Below are 17,608 nucleotides of genomic sequence, written 5' to 3' on the forward strand. Positions count from 1 at the left end.
GAATCGATTGTGCGGATCAACGCCGAGTTTGACATGTGATGCCGCCTTCCGAATCGAGGTGCAAACGCCGTCATTTGGTTTTCGTTGCATTAATCCCACACCCAAATGGCATCGCCCCGTGAGACGAATCATTTCTTAATCTCACACCAAACTTACCTTTGGCGAACTTGACGGCTGATTGCGGGCTGGTTCACGGACGTTTACCTTAATAGGAACACGTTACTTCCCTCGTCTACCTCCGCAATTACGAGTTTGGGCCATGAGCCAACAAGCACAAGCCAACGCTCCTGACGATAAACCTCAGTCGCAAACCCAATCGAGTCCCTCCCAGCCAAACTTGGATACCCGCTCCACATCGATGCGGGATTATCTCGACCGGGCACTCGAAACATTGAAGAAATTCGGAGGCGGTAAGAACGAAGCGCCTCAAGAACTGATCACATTGCTCGAAGACGTGAAGTACCTCGACGAAGCCAAGGTGCTCGCGATCGCGGAAGTGATCAAACACATGAGTTCGTTCAACGCGTTGGTCCGCGAGAACGTCGAAAGTGTTCAAATCGGCAACCGGTACATGGACATCGCACAAATGTTCGATTCCATCCGGGACGACAGCAAACGCTTGATCTCGCAACTCGACGACGGCAAAATCAGCGGAACCGAGAAGGTATCCAATTGGTGGATGAAGATGCGTCGGGGTACCCCGAGCGACCGATTCGAGCAGATTGTGGAAGTCTACGGCGATGTCGCCAAAGACACCAAACACGCTCTGAAATCGGAAGAGCAAATCATGGACGCGTACATCGATTTTCGGTTTGCACTGAAGGAATCGGAAGTCCTCGCCCGAGAACTGCTCGACCAGCACCTGCCGATTCTCGAAGCGGCCAAAGATGGTCTCGCCACCGCGCAAACCACATTGGACAATTACGAAGGAACGGATGAAGGCGGCAAGAGTCAGCTAGAGCTTCGCCGCGACGAAGCCCGGCACCGGTTCGAGAAAGAAGACAAGACTTATCAATTGCTGAAAGACATCGCCGAAAACCTCGAAATCGGATACGACGTCGGCGAAACCCTGATCACCAAATTGAAACAAACCCACGACGTAAAAGAACGCGTGTTCCGCCGTGCGGTCACGTTCTTCACCACCAACGAACACGTCTTCACAATCCTCGGCACGGTCTACACGAGCCAGCACGGGTTACATGAGGTCACTCAGGCGACCGAGGCCATGAAAGACGGCGTCAATCGCGGACTCGAGGACGTCGCCAGCCTCGGACGTGAACTCGAACGGGCTGCCCTCAAAGCCGGTTATGGCAGCACGATTGATCCGGAATCCGTCCAAAAGCTCGTCGACGCGATCAGCGGATTCCAAATTGAATCGCTGCAAATGATCGCCGAACTCCGCAAAGAGAGCGAAGAAAGCACCAAAGCGATTCGTAAGAGTGTCGAAGAGGGCAAGCGAAAATATCAAGCGACGCTGGGACGCTACGCTCGCGGTGAATCCTTGACGGGCTAACCGTTCCTAACCCAACGAATGATTCATGTCCCCGCCCGACGCAATGCGTTGGGCGGGGTTTTTGCTGCGCATTGCCCTCAGCCCCCATGCCTTTTTCGCCCGCGATCTTCCCCTACGAAAATCCCTGAATAATTCGACCTCAGGGGAAATCCTGACCTAGATTTGCTACTAGAGGGAGGTATCGGATGCCAGTTCGGCAACTTCTCTCCCAAGTGATTTTTCACCGAATCGTTGCAACTCGCTCACCAACTTGGCGTGTCTGTGCTGGCAACAAAACGTTTGCCATGCTGAACACCGGAGACGCCAGGAACTGGGATTTCCCGCACTATGAACGCCCCAACACGCATCCCAACCGCACAACGCGACGGAGCCAACCGTCGGCCACGCTTTCGTCGCGTCTCCCGTGGCGCACACCCGACTCGTCGGGGCGGCAATTTCCTAGGCATCAAACGCGTCGCCACCGCGACGGCCGAGGTGGCGATTTGCCTGCCCGTTTTGATGACACTGACCCTCGCGACGATTGACCTCTGCTCAGTCTTCTTCTTGAAAGAAACCGTTTCGATCGCCGCCTACGAAGGTGCTCGTCGGGGCGTCAACCGCGGCGGCACCAACGCCGCCGCGATCGCCCGCGTCCAGCAAGTCCTCAACGAACGCGGAATTCAATTCGGCAGTGGTGCGATCTCCTTCGAAGGGGCCACCTACGACAGTGCCGAGACACTCGAACACGTCACGCTCGTCGTGACCGTCCCCGCCGCGGGTAACCTCGCCGCACCGGCGGGTTTGTACGGCGACCTGCAGCTCACCGCGCGTGTCACGATGCGTAAAGAATTCGAGAACCAAGAGTAGTCGTCTTATGAAACACAATTCACCGAATCGCTCGACTCTCTCGCACCGCCCTCGACGCTCTCAACGGCGCTCTCAGGTGCGTCGCGGCCCCAAACGTGTCGCGGCGACACTGGTCGAATTTGCACTCGTTTGCAACGTGCTGATCGTCACGATCTTCACCTGCATGGAGTTTGCGAGAATGAACATGGCACGCAACCTCGCTCAAGACGCCGCCTACTTTGCGGCTCGTACAGCGATCGTGCCTGGTGCAACGGCAGCCGAAGCCGAGGCCGAAGGAGAACGCATCATGAGTTCGATCTTCAGCAGCGGATACACGGTCACCTGTAGCCCGATCTCCGACGAAACCGAAGAGGTCTCGGTACGCGTCGCCGTCGAGCTTGACGATGTCGCCTTCTTCTTGCCGCTGTTCCTCAGTGGCATCGAATTGGAGTCGACCGCAAAAATGCAAACCGAACGCTACAGCGGTTTCTACGAGCAATAACTGTTTCCAACATCCACCCAATTGAACTTGGCCCGGGGGGGCTTTTTTCAAACTCTCTCTCACCACTGCCTCACTCACCTAGACCGAGTCTCTCACCATGTACCACTCCCCCCTCTCTCGCAATCGAGATCAACGCAGCAACACGTGCTCGCCTTCGATTCAATCGAACGTCCAGTCGCGTCCACACCATGGTGGCGTCACCGTGTTGTTGGCCGTGGTGTTGCCGGTACTCGCCATCCTAGCCGCGTTCGCTATCAACTCGGCTCACATGCAGTTGACGAAGACTGAATTGATGATCGCCTCCGACGCCGCCGCTCGTTCGGCAGGCCGTACGTTCAGTGAAGAGCAAACCGTCGAAGCCGCCAAACAGGCCGCAATGATCACCGCGGCTCTGAACAACGTTAATAACGAACCGTTGCAACTGAGCACCTCGGACGAAGGCAACGAAATCGAATTCGGGTACTCCGAACAAAACGGCTCCGCCGGTCGATTTGTGTTCAACAAAATCCCGACCAGCCAAGTGAACGGGAACGAGTTGACAGTCAGCTCCGTCCGGATCAACGCCAAACGAGACAGCTCCTCCCAAGGTGGCAAGGTTGAACTGATTTTCCCGAGCCTGATGGCCCGCAAGGACTTCTCACCAACGACCAGCAGCGTCGCAATGCAAGTCGACCGCGACATCGCATTGATCCTCGACCGTAGCGGATCGATGGAATGGCCCGATTACGATTGGCCGTCGGGGTTCAACATGTGGAGTCGCTCGGCAATGGATGCCGCAGAAGATGCAAACATCATCTATTACAACCGATACGGAAACGCCTACTACTCGAGCGGGCAAAACGAGAACACTTACAAAGAATTCATGTGGGAGGAATACCTCGACCTTGGCCCTCGACCTCCGACGCCTTGGGAAAATCTCGTCGTCGCCGTGAACGCATTCCTCGACGTGCTCGAAGACACTCCACAAAACGAACAAGTCTCGATCGCGAGCTACTCGAACTACGGCACACTCGACATCTACCTGACACACGACTATGACGACGTCCGTGACACGGTCGCCTCACTGCGAACCGGCGGTGGCACAGGAATCGGACGCGGAATGCAGTCCGGTGAAGCCGCGTTCGAACACGCCAATGCTCGCCCGTTTGCATCGAAGACGATGGTCGTCATGACCGACGGAAATCACAACACCGGTATCGATCCTGACGACGTCGCTCGATCCATGATGAGCAACGACAACGTCAACATCCAAACCGTGACATTCAGCGACGGTGCCAACCAAGCCGACATGCAAGAAGTCGCACGCATTGGAGCGGGCAAACACTATCACGCCTCATCGGGCAGTGAGTTGGTGAGTGCCTTCCAAGAGATCGCTAACAACTTGCCGACAATTTTGACGAAGTAGTCAAATTGACGCAGCTTTTGCCTTCATCTGCCAAAGCGTCACCTACACTCTCAGTGTATGAACAACAACGTCTCCCGAAACGAAAACGAACTATCCGCTGCGGCTCTCTTGAGCCGTGGCGGATCGCCGCGTAACCCCGCACCAACGATGCACCCGTTGTCGAAAGGGTTGCTCGCCGTCTCAATCATGCTCGGCGTCATCCTGCTCTGCGGATTGGCACTGCGGATGAGTGTCGGATTGGTCAGCGACCAGCAACATGCCTCGTTGGGTGTTTCCGCCAAACAGGCTTCCCGATCGAACGACGAACAACTCAGCGAACGCCAGCGTGAAATCGAACGGATCCGCGAAGAAGCACGCCGCAAAGATCGTGAACTACTCAATCGGCGCCGGGAACGTCTTTGGCGTGAACAGTGTGTCGACCGACCTGATAAAACCGCTGCGTACCAAAATTGGTACCACGAGGTCCGCGAAATCGAAGACCAACTGAAGGGCGCCGAAGAAATCCAAGCACAACTCGGCCCCGAAGAAGCCAAAAATGGGCCACTCGCGGAAGGCAGTGTGCTGTGGCATCGAAAGCAGCGGTTACTGGATCTCAAAGCCGACGCGCCCTCGCTGTAAGCGAGCAATCTGAACAGTGCCGCGTCAAACGGTCCTCTCGAATCGTCAAGACCGCTTCTCGCTCGATCGCCCTCGCAACGAATGGACTGTTACAACGCCGTAACAGGCGACAATCAATCTAGCCAGATCCCACGAACTAGCGTGGGCATCCCGGTAGCGCCGCCTCGCAATCACTGAGACACCATTGCACCGATTCGGTCGGCACGTTGATCAACGGAGCTCGATCACTCCCAAGAGACAACAACCGCGTGAGATTTTGGTCGGTCATCTTACGCAGACCGATGTAAGACGTGGTCAGTCGTGAATTGATTTCAATCACGGCGTCATGGTTAGCGTCTCTACCGAGGATCAAATCGATCCCGAGAAACCCGCTGAGCTTTCCAGGTAACGCTTGCATCACACGTGTCACCAACGCGTGGGCACGCAACTGCATTTCGACGGGCACGGGCCCACATCCGCCGCGGTATACCAATTGGCTGGTCGATAACGGAGCGGCACCCGATTGCGAGATCGCGTCATCGGGTTCGTGGGGAACCTCTTCAATCGTCTGCCACACGGCGGGCAACATGTTCACGCGACCGTTGCCACGCTGCCCTGTCACGATCACGGATGCAGATCGACCGACCAAACGTTGCTGCGTGATCTCATGATCCTGCATCGACTCGAGTGCGGGCTGCAATTCGTCGTAACGTCGGATGTCCATCGCACCACACCCATCGCGTGGTTTGACCAAATATCCGCCCTCAGGAAATCCGCCGATCAGCGGATTCACCTTTCCCGTCGAAAGAGGCCGCGAACATACGTACGGTCGCTCATCGCTGCCGACTTTGCGGCGTTCGACACACCATGTGTCAGGGTGGGCGATGTCCTCGCCGTGCAGCCATTTCGCCGTCGCCCATTTATCTCCCGAGAGCCCGATCGCATTCCCGCTGGGCGCGAGCACCTCAACCCCGGCTGCTCGCATCAACGAAATGCCTTTGGTCAACAGAGCATCGTTTTCAGGAATGACAACAACCGCGAAATCGCATTGACGCGCCGCCGCGATCCACTGATTCCATGGTGCCGCACATGGTTCCATCGCGACGACATCAATATTCGGCGTGTCGAAGACAGGGAACTTCAATCTCGGGTCGACCGGAGTGCAGACGCTCGCCCATTCCGAAAAATCCTCCACCAACGCTCGCCACATCGAGCCCCCTTCCCCTAGCAGCGATTCGGGAATGGCATGGGGCAGAGTGTCAAACATCCCTCCACCGCAGAGATACTCGGCGACAAAAACACGCGGTGACCCCGATTGAGATCCAGGGGCGTTGTCGTTCATGACAGACGATCCGTCCGAGATAGAATTAAAGGAAATACCTTTCGTTGCACCGAAACGCTACAAGACCGCAGAGTGAAGTGCGGTGACTCATTTGTCGACGCTCCTGTGACGAAGGCCCATGACGCGACTGCTCATGAACCGAACAGGCCTAAACGAGCTAGACCCAAACCTACTGCGATCAACCTGACGAAGTATTAACCGGCCAGGCAACCACTCACCAAACCCAAAACGCAATCGCGACTTAACGGGCCGATTCTGGATTCGCGTCGTTCCACTGAGTGTCGACGTTCACACCGGGTGAATTGACCTTCACACCTCGTTGCAATGACGCGTCGACTTCGGTGTTCGGCGTTTTCACTTGGACGCCTTTGCCGTGGGCAACATCGACGTCAACGTTTTCGGTTCGGACGGTGACGCTCTCGCCTGCCTTTCGTTTGACGTCGACTCCTGGAGCCTGCACGTCAACGCTGCCGTCGCCGTCGATCTTCACACTCCCGCTGCCCCAATTCAGTTCGAAACCGTCCGACTTCGCTCCCGCACCGCCGTTGTTGTTCCCGCCATCGCACCCGGCGATGCAAACACAGAGTGACGCGGTCATAACCGCCAGTCCAGAGAAAGCTGTTTTAGTCAGGAGCATTTTGAAGATCCGTGAAATCGAAAGTAGGAAAATGAAAGAAGAAAGCTGAACAACGCCATGACCGGGAAACATCCCGACACGACGCCGATAGAATGATGTCTTAATTCGTCGCGAGACGCCCTTGTGTTACCGGACGATTGATCGCTGGTAGACAACGCGGAACTCGATTCCGTGACACTCCCAACAACCGTCGTCGACACAGTGATTTACGAGGAAAGATCGTCTCCGCACCGAGTTATTCATTGGCACCATAGCCGATATAGACTGTACTAGGCAGCCAACGAGGTTTTCTTTTCTGAACGTTTTGAAATCCATACGGCTCCATCGCTTCGCGCACCAACGCGTCCGGCAGGAAGATTTCCTGAACGCCAAAGACGACGCACCCTCCCGGCGCCAAAAAACGACGCGATTGGTCCAGAAAATCTCTCAGCACGCTCGCCCCGTCGTCACCACCGTCCCACATTTGGTCGCCGTCCACTTCGAGCCGGCGGGTCAGTTGCAATTCGCGCCCTGTTTGGGTGGGGACGTAGGGCGGGTTGAAGTAGATGAAATCGTAGGTGGACTCCGAGGTAACCTCGGAAAACAAATCACTGAGCCAAAACTGAACATCGTGCTTGTTGAACCGCGCCACCTCCTGGGAACTATTCACTCGGCTCGGTGAACAGTCAACACCGTCAATTTTTACTTGGTCCGGCGGAGTCTGTGCCGCGATCGACAGACTGACCAGGGCACCTTGGCCGATCCCCATTTCGAGCAGCCTCAGCGGTCTGTCGTTGGTTCGTTTCGCCAGAGATTCGGCGACCATTTCGTTCATCGTTCTCGCCAACAACACCGTCGTCGGGTCGTACTGAACGGCGACCCCACGCGGCAATCGCACCCCAAAGACGTATCGAATCAGCCACGGGCTACGTCGCAATCTCTTCAACAGAGGCTGGACAACCGGATAGACCAGATGACTTAGTCGCATAAATAAGCTGTGATTCCGATGCGACCGTGCCTTTCACTCGCTAACCATCCGAGCCGACAAAAACAACACAGCCTCGAAAGAGACACTCTAAGAATGTCTCACCGGGGGTAGCGTGACACAGCCCATAGTTTATCAAAATGCCCCCTGCGGTCCATCGCACGACGAGGTACGTAAAAGCCGCGGATTTGCTATAACGGGATCTCCACGTCTGCGACGACATGCCCGATGGACGGCTGTATCGTTCCAGGCCCAGGTAGGCCGCACGGCAGACAAGTCGAAAGCCAGGCAGAGCGTCCAAATCGCGAGAGCCTTACCGCGACGCTTCCGTCACCGCTAATCGTTTCCAACCTCTCCTCCCGCCTAGGCGTTTCGGATGACACCGCCCGCGACTTCTCCCACCGCGTCTTCGCAAACCCCATCGGCAACGGCAAAATCTCGAGTCGTCCGCCCCACGACAGACAACCCGGAATCGTTGTTACCACGATTCGGTCTCGAGTCGTTTCGTCCCGGGCAACGCGGCGTCGTCGATGCCCTGGCCTCGGGTGAGGATTGCCTCTGCGTGATGCCGACCGGCGGCGGAAAGAGCCTCTGCTATCAATTACCAGCCCTCGCGCGCCAGGGAACCACCATCGTGGTCTCCCCTTTGATCGCGTTGATGAAGGACCAAGTCGACACGCTGCAATCGCGAGGTATCCGCGCCAAATTGATCAACAGTTCGCTCTCGCAAGGACAGCAAGAGTCCGTGATGGAAGCGATGTCTCGAGGCGAACTGGACCTGGTGTACGTCGCGCCCGAACGACTCCGCAACGGTCTCTTTCTCGACGCGGTCGCCAAGGCCGACATCTCGCTCCTCGCCGTCGATGAAGCCCACTGCGTGAGCGAATGGGGGCACGACTTTCGGCCCGACTATGCACGGCTCGGAAAATTCCGCGACCGCTATCTCGATGGCGTGCAAACGATCGCGTTGACCGCCACAGCGACGCCAACGGTTCGCGACGACATCTGCGAACTGTTGAACCTGCAGGAACCACGGGTCTTCGTCACCGGGTTCGCACGCACGAACCTGAAGTTCGCCGTTGAGTCCTGCAACAACGACACCGCCAAACGTGATCTGCTCCAAAAATACCTAAGGGGCCGCGACGGTACCGGGATCATCTACGCGGCAACGCGAAAACGTTGCGAAGAGATCGCCGAATGGTTGCCTGAAAAGACCGGTCGCAAAGTCGGCGCCTATCACGCGGGACTGCATCCCGATGATCGTCGCCGAGTTCAAGAGTCGTTTATGAAAGGGGAACTTTCGGCGATCGTCGCGACGAACGCATTCGGAATGGGAATCGATAAATCCGACATCCGTTTCGTCGTCCACTTCAACATCCCCGGGTCGCTCGAGGCCTACTACCAGGAAGCCGGACGTGCCGGACGCGACGGCGAGATGAGCGATTGCTTGCTGCTCTTCGCATACTTCGATCGCCAGATCCAAGAGTTCTTTATCGAGAACCGGTATCCATCGAAAGCCACCGTCAAGAAGGTCTACGAATACCTGCTTTCGTGCGAAGAAGATCCGATCGAATTAACACTCGAACAACTCCGCACGGCAATTGATGTTCGCGACGGCACCGAAGCGATCAGTACATCGGAAACCCTGCTCGCTCGCGCCGGAGTACTCAAACGGCTCGATGCCGGTTCGAACCAAGCGATCGTGCGAATCGACAGCGACGCACCGACCTTGCTCGATTTCCTGCCACGCGAGGCGAAAATCAAACGCCGCGTCATGACGGCGGTCGAAAAGGTCGTTGGAATCCGTCGCGGCGAGGACGTTTACGTGCGTCCCGACACGATCGCAAAGCTCGCCGAGATGGATCGCGCCAAAGTAACCACCCAACTGCGTGAACTGACCAAATTGCGTTCGTTCGATTACGTGCCTCCCTTCCGTGGCCGCGCGGTGCATATCACTCGTCGCGACCTTCATTTCAATCAACTCGCGATTGACTTCGACGAACTCGAACGACGCAAAGCCGCCGAATACGAAAAACTCGAAGCGGTGATCCAGTTCGCACGCGCCCCCTCGTGCCGACAACGCGTGATCCTCGATTACTTCGGTGACCCCAACGCAGCCGATTGCACGCGGTGCGACCGATGCGATCCCGTCGGCGGAAAACTCATCCGAGACGGCGATTGGACGGGAGGCAATACCAACACGGAGACGAACGGATCCGGCAACGCGCCGTCGACTTCGATCGCCTACCCCGACATCGACGAACGCCACCTACTCACCGGAGTGCGAGTGGTCTTGTCTGGCGTCGTGCGAACCCACGGCCGACTGGGCAAAAACTTGATCGCACAAATGCTCGCCGGTTCGAAAAACAAACGCGTCACGCAACTGCGTCTCGACCGCCTCAGCACCTACGGCATGCTCACCGGCATGACTCAGTCTGAACTTGCCGACGTGATGGACTCTCTGTTGGCCGCCGGTTTACTCGAACAGAAAGAAATCAGCGAACGTCGCCCCACGGTACACATGACCGACCCGGGACGCCGCGTGATGAACTGCCACGATCCGTTGCCCGCCGCCTTTCAATTGAAACATCGGTTGGCCAAAAAACTCGCCCGCGCCGCCTCTCAAATTGAGTCCGGCGACGTCGCCGTTGACGAATCGTCTGACATCGTGATTGGTTCGCCCCCGAGTCCCCGGAATCCCCCGAGTCCACCGGCGTCACCATCGCCCGAACCGAGCCAACGAACCACCACTTCGACAACGCCGGACTCAGAACCGCCTACGGCGCCAACGCCTGCACGTTCGGTCGATCGTCCCTCATCGCCCGCTCAGGAGAAATCCACGCGAGAACCCTTGGCGCCGAACAACTCGCTGGGTGGCATCGACCTAAAAAGCATCGTTGCCGAAGATCCCGAACAGATCCTAGTTCGCGAACTGACGGATCGAATGAAACGATTTCGCCGCAAACGATCGGCAGCCCTGGGAGTTTCCCCGCACCAAATCCTCACCGGATCGACAATTGAACGATTGGCACAAAGTCGCCCCGCCAACGGCACGCAACTCGAGAGCGTCTCGGGGATCAGTAGCGAATTCATGGAGGCCTACGGCAGCGACCTGCTAGAACTGATCGCGACAACCATGTCGCAGCACGAAATCGACTACCCACCGCAACCGTCCACACCGCAAACTGCTGAGTCCAAACCCGCTACACCACCCACGACGACACCGACTGCCGATAAATCATCCTCACGCCCCGTCGTGACTGCGGCGGAGCCCACACCGCCCAACGATGCATCCAGACAGGCACCGGAACCAGTACCCGTTTCTGAACCGGAGACTCGCCCGAATTCCTCACGCGATGACGAGGCAACGGTTCATTCCGATCCAGAGGCGTGGCGGAAAGACTATTGGACGTGGCGACTGTGCCGCGACGGTTATACGCTTGACCAGATCAGCGAGATCCGAGGTGTCAGCGTTGACGGACTCATGGCCCATCTCGTCGCCGCCGCTCGTGCCGGACACACGGTTGACCCACAGTGGGGAGGTTCGCCCGAACGCACCGCAATCCTACGACGTATTCTTGGCTAGACAACTTATGCGGGCGTGTAGTGCGGTTAAACGCCAACAGCAATCGCTGATTCAATCAATCTCGCTAAGTGTATCCGATCAGATTTCGCGTGAAGCGGGCTCCCGATCTACGATGCAACCCCCTATTGGGTTACAATCCGATCAGTGGGCATTAGATGACGTAAAAGTTAAGAGAACCTAGCCTTAGGCGGCGCAATCGAGAGCGGGAGCAGTGCGAATTATCTACAAACTGCTGCTCGCGACCCTTTTGCCAGCAGCATTGATCTGGACCGTCGGCAACTATGCCGCGAGCGTCGGGCAAAAAAGCCTACAAACCGCGATCAGAAAAACGTCTCAAACACGGGCCGCGGCCGTCATGGATGAGATCGACCGGATCGTACAATCTCGGTTCATTCAGTGGAAAGCCTACACGCGAAGCGACCTCGTCCAACAAACGCTCGCGGATTCAAACGCGTCCTTTCTTGAGTTCGATGACGTCGAGTCGATTATCGACACTCGCGACACCCAGTGGCGGTCCACGCCCCCGGGCGAAACCACGCCCCTCATGAAATTGCTGATGAACAACAAGGTCGCTCGAGACCTGCGTTCATTGATGGAAAAACTCAACGAAGGCAGCGGCTACACCATCTTTGGAGAAGTCTTCTTCACCAATCGGTTTGGTGCCAACATCGCGCAGTCCAACCGAACGTCCGACTACCGACAAAACGACGAACAATGGTGGCAGGACGCGGTTCGCGACGGCATGTCGATCAGTGACGTGAAGTTCGACGAAAGTGCCAACATTCACTCCATCGACCTTGCCTTACGGATCGACGACGCCGACGGGAAGTTTCTAGGGGTGATGAAGGCCGTCATGAATATCCGCGAGGTGTTCAGCGTGGTCGACCGCCGCAATGAAAGATACGGCGCAGGCGAACGCCTCCTGCTGCTCGACAACAATGGCGCCGTCTTGCACATCGGAAATGAATCACCGATCCCAATGACCGATGCGTCTTACTACCTCGACAACGTGCAACTGTCCGAACGACTCCCCTACGCGACCGCCTATCACACGGACCCGAAAACCGACGAAACCTACCTCGTCGCGTTGGCGTTATCACAGGGGTATGGTGACTTTGACGGGCTCGGCTGGATCCTCGTCAGTGAAACACAAGAGTCGCACGCGTTTGCCCCCGTGAACGATCTGCGACGAAGATTGAGATGGTTTTCGCTAACTGCCACATTCATGGCCGCTCTCGCCGGTGGACTGATCGCGTGGTCACTCTCTCGGCGCATCGCACGATTGACCGAAGCGACCGTTGCGATCGCCGGTGGTGACCTGGACACTCGCGTTGTCGATGGTGGGCACGATGAGATCACAAAGCTCGCAAATCATTTCAATTTGATGAGCGAACAATTGCAGGAAACTCAAACCGCATTGGTCGCCGCTCGAGACGAAGCGTTCAAAGCCAACCAAGCCAAGAGTGCGTTCCTGGCCAACATGAGTCACGAAATCCGCACCCCGATGAACGGCATCATCGGCATGAGCGAACTGCTCGCCGATACGCCACTGGAACACGAGCAACGCGAATACCTCGGGATGGTTCGCAGTTCGGCCGATTCGCTCTTACGATTGATCAACGACATTCTCGACTTCTCGAAGATCGAAGCGGGCAAGATGGAACTCGAGGTCATTCCGTTTGACCTGCGTGATTGCGTCGAGACCACCGCTCGTTCGTTGAGCCTGAGGGCGGCCGACAAGGGTCTCGAAATGGCCTGCCGGATCGATCCCAAGATACCGCAGTGGGTGCAAGGCGACCCCGGACGCCTACGTCAAATCATTATCAACCTTGCTGGCAACGCGATGAAGTTTACCGAGCAAGGCGAGGTCGTTATCTCGGTCGAACAAGAAAGCGGAACCGATAAAAAAGTGCTTCTACATTTCACGGTTCGTGATACGGGCATCGGTATCCCCAAGCAAAGTCTGACCAAGGTTTTCGATTCGTTTTCGCAGGTCGATTCGTCGACCACACGCAAGTACGGTGGATCGGGATTGGGCCTGACGATCTCATCGCAACTCGTCGATTTGATGGGTGGTCGTATTTGGGTAGAGAGCGATCTCGGTGTTGGTACTAAATTCCATTTCACCGTGCCGCTAGGAATCAGCAGCCCGGCACCTCCCCCAGCCCCCGCCGCACTCGACGGCCTGAGCGGAATGCCCGTCCTGATCGTGGACGACAATCCGACCAACCGACAGATTTTTCGCGAATTACTCAAATCGTGGAAACTGTGCCCGACCTGTGTCGAAGACGGACCGACCGCGTTAGCCGAACTGCGACGCGCCGCCGCTTTTAAAAACGGTGTTATTTCAAATGGCGCGACACATCGCGAAGAACGCAGTGGCAACAACGATCCAACGTGTTCCGAACCCACGACAACGCCTTATCAGCTCGTCTTGCTGGACTGCATGATGCCGGACATGGATGGATTCACCGTCGCACAAACGATGCGTGAAGATCCCGCCATCGCGGACGTTGACGTTATCATGGTCTCCTCCGCCGCGGGCAGCGACGACTCACGACGATGTCGCGAACTGGGGATCGCGCGTTACCTTACCAAACCGTTCGTGCAGTCCGAATTACTCGAGACGATTTTGCAGGTCAAACACCGTCACGAGAAACAAACCACACACACGACGATCACAGCACCCGCGACCACACCACTTAACGTGCTGCTCGTAGAAGACAGCTACATCAACCAACGTGTTGCCACCGGACTGCTCGAACGCAACGGCCATCACGTCGAGACTGCTGAAAACGGAGAACTCGCCATCGACGCGTGGCGCAACGGAAACTTCGACGTAATCTTGATGGATTGGCAGATGCCCGTCATGGACGGTACCGAAGCGACGGCCATCATCCGCGCCGAAGAGAAGTCAACCGGAAAACACATTCCCATCATCGCGATGACCGCTGCCGCGATGAAGGGCGACCGCGAAATGTGTCTCGCCGCCGGAATGGACGATTACCTCAGCAAACCAATCGACCCTGCCATACTAGTTGCGAAACTTTCAAATTTAAAACACTCGCATACGACGCAGAACGAGTCATCCAGCGCATCGCCAAATCATTCGATCGACGCGTCCAATTCGTTCGATCACAACGGCATCAATATCGAAACCGCTCGCGAGCAAATGGGCGGCTGCGACGATTCAATCCTAATCGAACTCGCCAAAGCACTCGCGACGGAATGCCAAACAAAGCAAGACGAAATGCGCAACGCCCTAGATCAACAAGACCTCGAAGTCGCTGGACGTGCCGCACACACGCTCAAGGGAGCGTCCACTCTTTTCGGCGCTAGTGAACTGGTGGATCAACTGCAGGAAATGGAACGCTTCGCTCGTGAAAACGATCTCGAGCGAGCCCGGGAGTTGTTTCCAACGATTCAAGAATCCTGCAGTACGGTCATGACCCAACTCGAAGGCTTCATCGGCGACTTGTGACGCACCGAAACGGCACGAGCTCGATTTCCCGTAGTAAAATCGATCAGACGTGATTTTTTTTCGCGGAGCGACGATCGAGTCAGCGACGAACTCCTGGCGTCTTCTCTCCGCCGAAACGTGCTCAACAGAACCACGAGTGACCACGCGGCGCACAATCCCACAAATTTTGCGTTACCGACACGCTAAATCAGTTCCAAATCAAGCTGACACACGTCTCATCGAGACAGATCGCCACGCCACACGATTGCTTCGTGGAGTTGAATCGACACGTCGAATAGGGTTGTCTATGGAACACCCTGAGTCCCCCTTTGAAATTCATCGAGTAAACAAGTCCATGATTGACGCACGTTTGACATCGGCCATTTTGTTGTTTGCAGTCCTTACCTTCGGAGCGGCGGCCAATCTCCCCGGCCAGAACAAGTTCGTCCATAAGGAAAACGTTGAGATCGTCCCACTCGATAAGGCTCCTGAGGAGGAGCTGTCGTTGTGGTTCAACGAGCCCGCGACTTACTGGGAAGACGCACTGCCTCTGGGCAACGGTCGACTCGGGGCCATGGTTTATGGCGGCGTCGCAAACGAACTGATCCAGCTCAATGAAGAAACGATCTGGGCCGGACCGCCGTATCCCGTCGTCAAGAAGAACATCAGCCAAGAGACCGATGCGATTCGAAAATTGCTCTTCGAAGGCAAGTACGCGGAAGCTCAGAAATGGCAACAATCTCTGATGGCTCCACGTATCTCTCCACGCAGCTATCAAACCATGGGTGAACTCCGGCTACAGTTTGACGTTGAAAAAACAGCAACCGACTATCGCCGTGATTTGAATCTCGATACCGCTGTCGCAACCACGCAGTACACCGTCGATAACGTCACCTACACCCGTGAAGTAACGATCAGCCCGGTCGACCAAGTCATCACCGTGCACATCACCGCGAGCGAACCGGGAAAGGTCTCCTTTACCGCCTCGGTCGAGCGTGACGGAAAATTCAGCGTCACCGGAGAGGGTGACAATGTCTTGGTCGCACGCGGACAAGCCGCTCACGGTGACAAACACCTCGGCGTTCATTTTGCCACGGTCTACCAAACCGTTGCCGAGAACGGGACAACGGAAATCAACGACGACAAACTCGCCGTCCGCTCGGCTGACTCGGCAACGATCTATATTGCCGCGTCCACTGATTACAACCGCGACAACACGGACTCACCGCTAACACACGACTTAGTGGACGCATCCAAGAACACAATCAATTCCGCGACAAAGAAAGGCTACACCGACCTGCGTTCAGACTCCATCGCTTCGCACCAACAGCTTTTCCGCCGCATGTCGCTGGACCTCGGACCACCTTCGCAGCGGTCGACGCTCGCTCGCCTGAATCAATACGCTAACAGCGCTACGGGAACGGATCCTAATTTGGAGGCACTCTATTTTCACTACGGCCGATATCTGCTGATCACGTCATCGCGAAGCGGGAACCTGCCCTCCAACCTGCAGGGGCTCTGGTGCAAGGACATGAAAGCACCTTGGAACAGCGATTACCACATCAACATCAACATTCAGATGTGCTATTGGCCCGCCGAAACATGCAACCTTTCGGAGTGCCACCTTCCTTTCATCGACTACATCGAACGCCTCGTCCCGTCAGGTCAAGAAACGGCACAAGACCTCTACAGCAGCCGCGGATTCCTCGCCGGACACACGTCCGATGTTTGGCACGGAACGGTTCCGTTCGGAATGGCACAATACGGGCAATGGGTCGTCGGTGGCGCGTGGTGCACGCAGCACTTCATGGAACACTATCGATTCACGAAGGATCGTGAGTTCTTAAAAACGCGTGCCTACCCGATCCTCAAAGAAGCCTCGCTGTTTTTCTTGGACTGGCTCGTCACCGATCCGCAATCCGGAAAACTGGTTTCAGGACCGAGCACATCGCCCGAAAACAAATTTCTGGTGCCCGGCACCGACGTTGCAACGAATCTTTCGATGGGCCCGTCCATGGACCAGCAAATCATCTGGGACGTCTTCACAAACACACTAGAAGCCGCTGAGGTTTTAGGGATCGACGATCAGTTCATCCAGGACGTGGAAACCGCGTTAGCAAACCTAGCACTCCCCAAGGTCGGTTCCGACGGGCGGCTGATGGAATGGACCGACGAGTTTGAAGAGGTCGACATGGGGCACCGACACATCTCGCATCTTTATGGCCTGTATCCCGGACGCCAATATCACCTCAACAACAACCCCGAAATGGTGGCCGCGGCGCGAAAGTCGATCGAGACACGACTGGCCAAGGGCGGCGGACATACCGGTTGGAGTCGAGCGTGGATTATCAACTTTTGGGCCCGGTTCAAAAACGCCGACAAAGCCCACGAAAACATTGCTTTGCTGCTGAAGAAGTCGACCCACAACAACCTTTTCGACAAACACCCACCGTTCCAAATCGACGGTAACTTTGGCGGCACCGCGGGCATCGCCGAGATGCTGGTTCAGTCTCACGCGGGCGAAATCGAACTGCTACCTGCGTTGCCTGACGCGTGGCCCAGCGGATCGGTACGCGGGCTTCGCGCACGTGGCGGATTCGAAATCGACATGGAGTGGGCACAAGGCAAACTAGTCGCAGCAACACTCCGTTCGCTTTCGGGAAACCAATGCACGGTCCGCTACGGCGACAGCAAAATCGACGTTGAAACCGAGAAAGACGCCGAGATCGATCTCACTGAAATGCTTTCGATTTAAATGCGGCCTGGTTTCGTTTGGG

General features: G+C 56.3%; 11 protein-coding genes. 8 read left to right on the plus strand and 3 right to left on the minus strand.

The window, feature by feature from the left end; genetic code table 11:
- Window positions 1-259: 259 nt before the first annotated feature.
- The 5 genes from FHS27_RS11645 to FHS27_RS11665 all read left to right on the plus strand — a co-directional run bounded on the left by FHS27_RS11645 (window position 260) and on the right by FHS27_RS11665 (window position 4,863).
- A complete protein-coding gene (locus FHS27_RS11645; protein WP_184305118.1) occupies window positions 260-1,513 on the plus strand; it encodes a cell surface protein in 1,254 nt (417 codons plus the stop codon).
- 327 nt (window positions 1,514-1,840) lie between these two features.
- Window positions 1,841-2,359: a TadE family protein gene (locus FHS27_RS11650; protein ID WP_009094295.1), complete on the plus strand. Its 519-nt coding sequence runs from the start codon at window positions 1,841-1,843 to the stop codon at window positions 2,357-2,359.
- 7 nt (window positions 2,360-2,366) lie between these two features.
- Window positions 2,367-2,840 carry a TadE/TadG family type IV pilus assembly protein gene (locus FHS27_RS11655; RefSeq protein ID WP_246419580.1) on the plus strand — a complete coding sequence of 158 codons (474 nt, stop codon included), beginning with the start codon at window positions 2,367-2,369 and terminating at the stop codon, window positions 2,838-2,840.
- A gap of 97 nt (window positions 2,841-2,937) precedes the next feature.
- Window positions 2,938-4,245: a vWA domain-containing protein gene (locus FHS27_RS11660; RefSeq protein ID WP_184305119.1), complete on the plus strand. Its 1,308-nt coding sequence runs from the start codon at window positions 2,938-2,940 to the stop codon at window positions 4,243-4,245.
- A 57-nt stretch (window positions 4,246-4,302) separates the two neighbouring features.
- Complete coding sequence (locus tag FHS27_RS11665; RefSeq protein ID WP_184305120.1) at window positions 4,303-4,863, plus strand: hypothetical protein; 561 nt, start codon at window positions 4,303-4,305, stop codon at window positions 4,861-4,863.
- A 136-nt stretch (window positions 4,864-4,999) separates the two neighbouring features.
- Here the strand turns inward: FHS27_RS11665 and FHS27_RS11670 are convergent, their stop codons facing one another.
- From FHS27_RS11670 to FHS27_RS11680, 3 genes are all read right to left on the minus strand, one after another.
- Complete coding sequence (locus tag FHS27_RS11670) at window positions 5,000-6,184, minus strand: ATP-grasp domain-containing protein (RefSeq protein WP_184305121.1); 1,185 nt, start codon at window positions 6,182-6,184, stop codon at window positions 5,000-5,002.
- A gap of 241 nt (window positions 6,185-6,425) precedes the next feature.
- A complete protein-coding gene (locus FHS27_RS11675) occupies window positions 6,426-6,821 on the minus strand; it encodes a hypothetical protein (protein ID WP_184305122.1) in 396 nt (131 codons plus the stop codon).
- 235 nt (window positions 6,822-7,056) lie between these two features.
- The gene (locus FHS27_RS11680; protein ID WP_184305123.1) at window positions 7,057-7,788 is read right to left on the minus strand and encodes a methyltransferase; all 732 of its coding nucleotides are present in this window, start codon (window positions 7,786-7,788) and stop codon (window positions 7,057-7,059) included.
- Between the two features lie 373 nt (window positions 7,789-8,161).
- On the opposite strand from FHS27_RS11680, the gene FHS27_RS11685 reads away from it, so the two are divergent.
- From FHS27_RS11685 to FHS27_RS11695, 3 genes are all read left to right on the plus strand, one after another.
- Entirely contained in the window at window positions 8,162-11,371 is a 3,210-nt protein-coding gene (locus FHS27_RS11685) for a RecQ family ATP-dependent DNA helicase (protein WP_184305124.1), read from the plus strand.
- Between the two features lie 211 nt (window positions 11,372-11,582).
- Complete coding sequence (locus FHS27_RS11690) at window positions 11,583-14,852, plus strand: response regulator (protein WP_184305125.1); 3,270 nt, start codon at window positions 11,583-11,585, stop codon at window positions 14,850-14,852.
- A gap of 334 nt (window positions 14,853-15,186) precedes the next feature.
- Entirely contained in the window at window positions 15,187-17,586 is a 2,400-nt protein-coding gene (locus FHS27_RS11695) for a glycoside hydrolase family 95 protein (RefSeq protein ID WP_184305126.1), read from the plus strand.
- The last annotated feature ends 22 nt before the right edge of the window (window positions 17,587-17,608 follow it).

It is taken from the genome of Aporhodopirellula rubra (assembly GCF_014192335.1).
Lineage (GTDB): Bacteria > Planctomycetota > Planctomycetia > Pirellulales > Pirellulaceae > Rhodopirellula > Rhodopirellula rubra.

Bases quoted from the DNA above. Each gene is read 5' to 3' on its own strand.
- FHS27_RS11645 (WP_184305118.1), top strand. From the start codon at position 260: ATGAGCCAACAAGCACAAGCCAACGCTCCTGACGATAAACCTCAGTCG.
- FHS27_RS11650 (WP_009094295.1), top strand. From the start codon at position 1,841: ATGAACGCCCCAACACGCATCCCAACCGCACAACGCGACGGAGCCAAC.
- FHS27_RS11655 (WP_246419580.1), top strand. From the start codon at position 2,367: ATGAAACACAATTCACCGAATCGCTCGACTCTCTCGCACCGCCCTCGA.
- FHS27_RS11660 (WP_184305119.1), top strand. From the start codon at position 2,938: ATGTACCACTCCCCCCTCTCTCGCAATCGAGATCAACGCAGCAACACG.
- FHS27_RS11665 (WP_184305120.1), top strand. From the start codon at position 4,303: ATGAACAACAACGTCTCCCGAAACGAAAACGAACTATCCGCTGCGGCT.
- FHS27_RS11670 (WP_184305121.1), bottom strand. From the start codon at position 6,184: ATGAACGACAACGCCCCTGGATCTCAATCGGGGTCACCGCGTGTTTTT.
- FHS27_RS11675 (WP_184305122.1), bottom strand. From the start codon at position 6,821: ATGCTCCTGACTAAAACAGCTTTCTCTGGACTGGCGGTTATGACCGCG.
- FHS27_RS11680 (WP_184305123.1), bottom strand. From the start codon at position 7,788: ATGCGACTAAGTCATCTGGTCTATCCGGTTGTCCAGCCTCTGTTGAAG.
- FHS27_RS11685 (WP_184305124.1), top strand. From the start codon at position 8,162: ATGACACCGCCCGCGACTTCTCCCACCGCGTCTTCGCAAACCCCATCG.
- FHS27_RS11695 (WP_184305126.1), top strand. From the start codon at position 15,187: ATGATTGACGCACGTTTGACATCGGCCATTTTGTTGTTTGCAGTCCTT.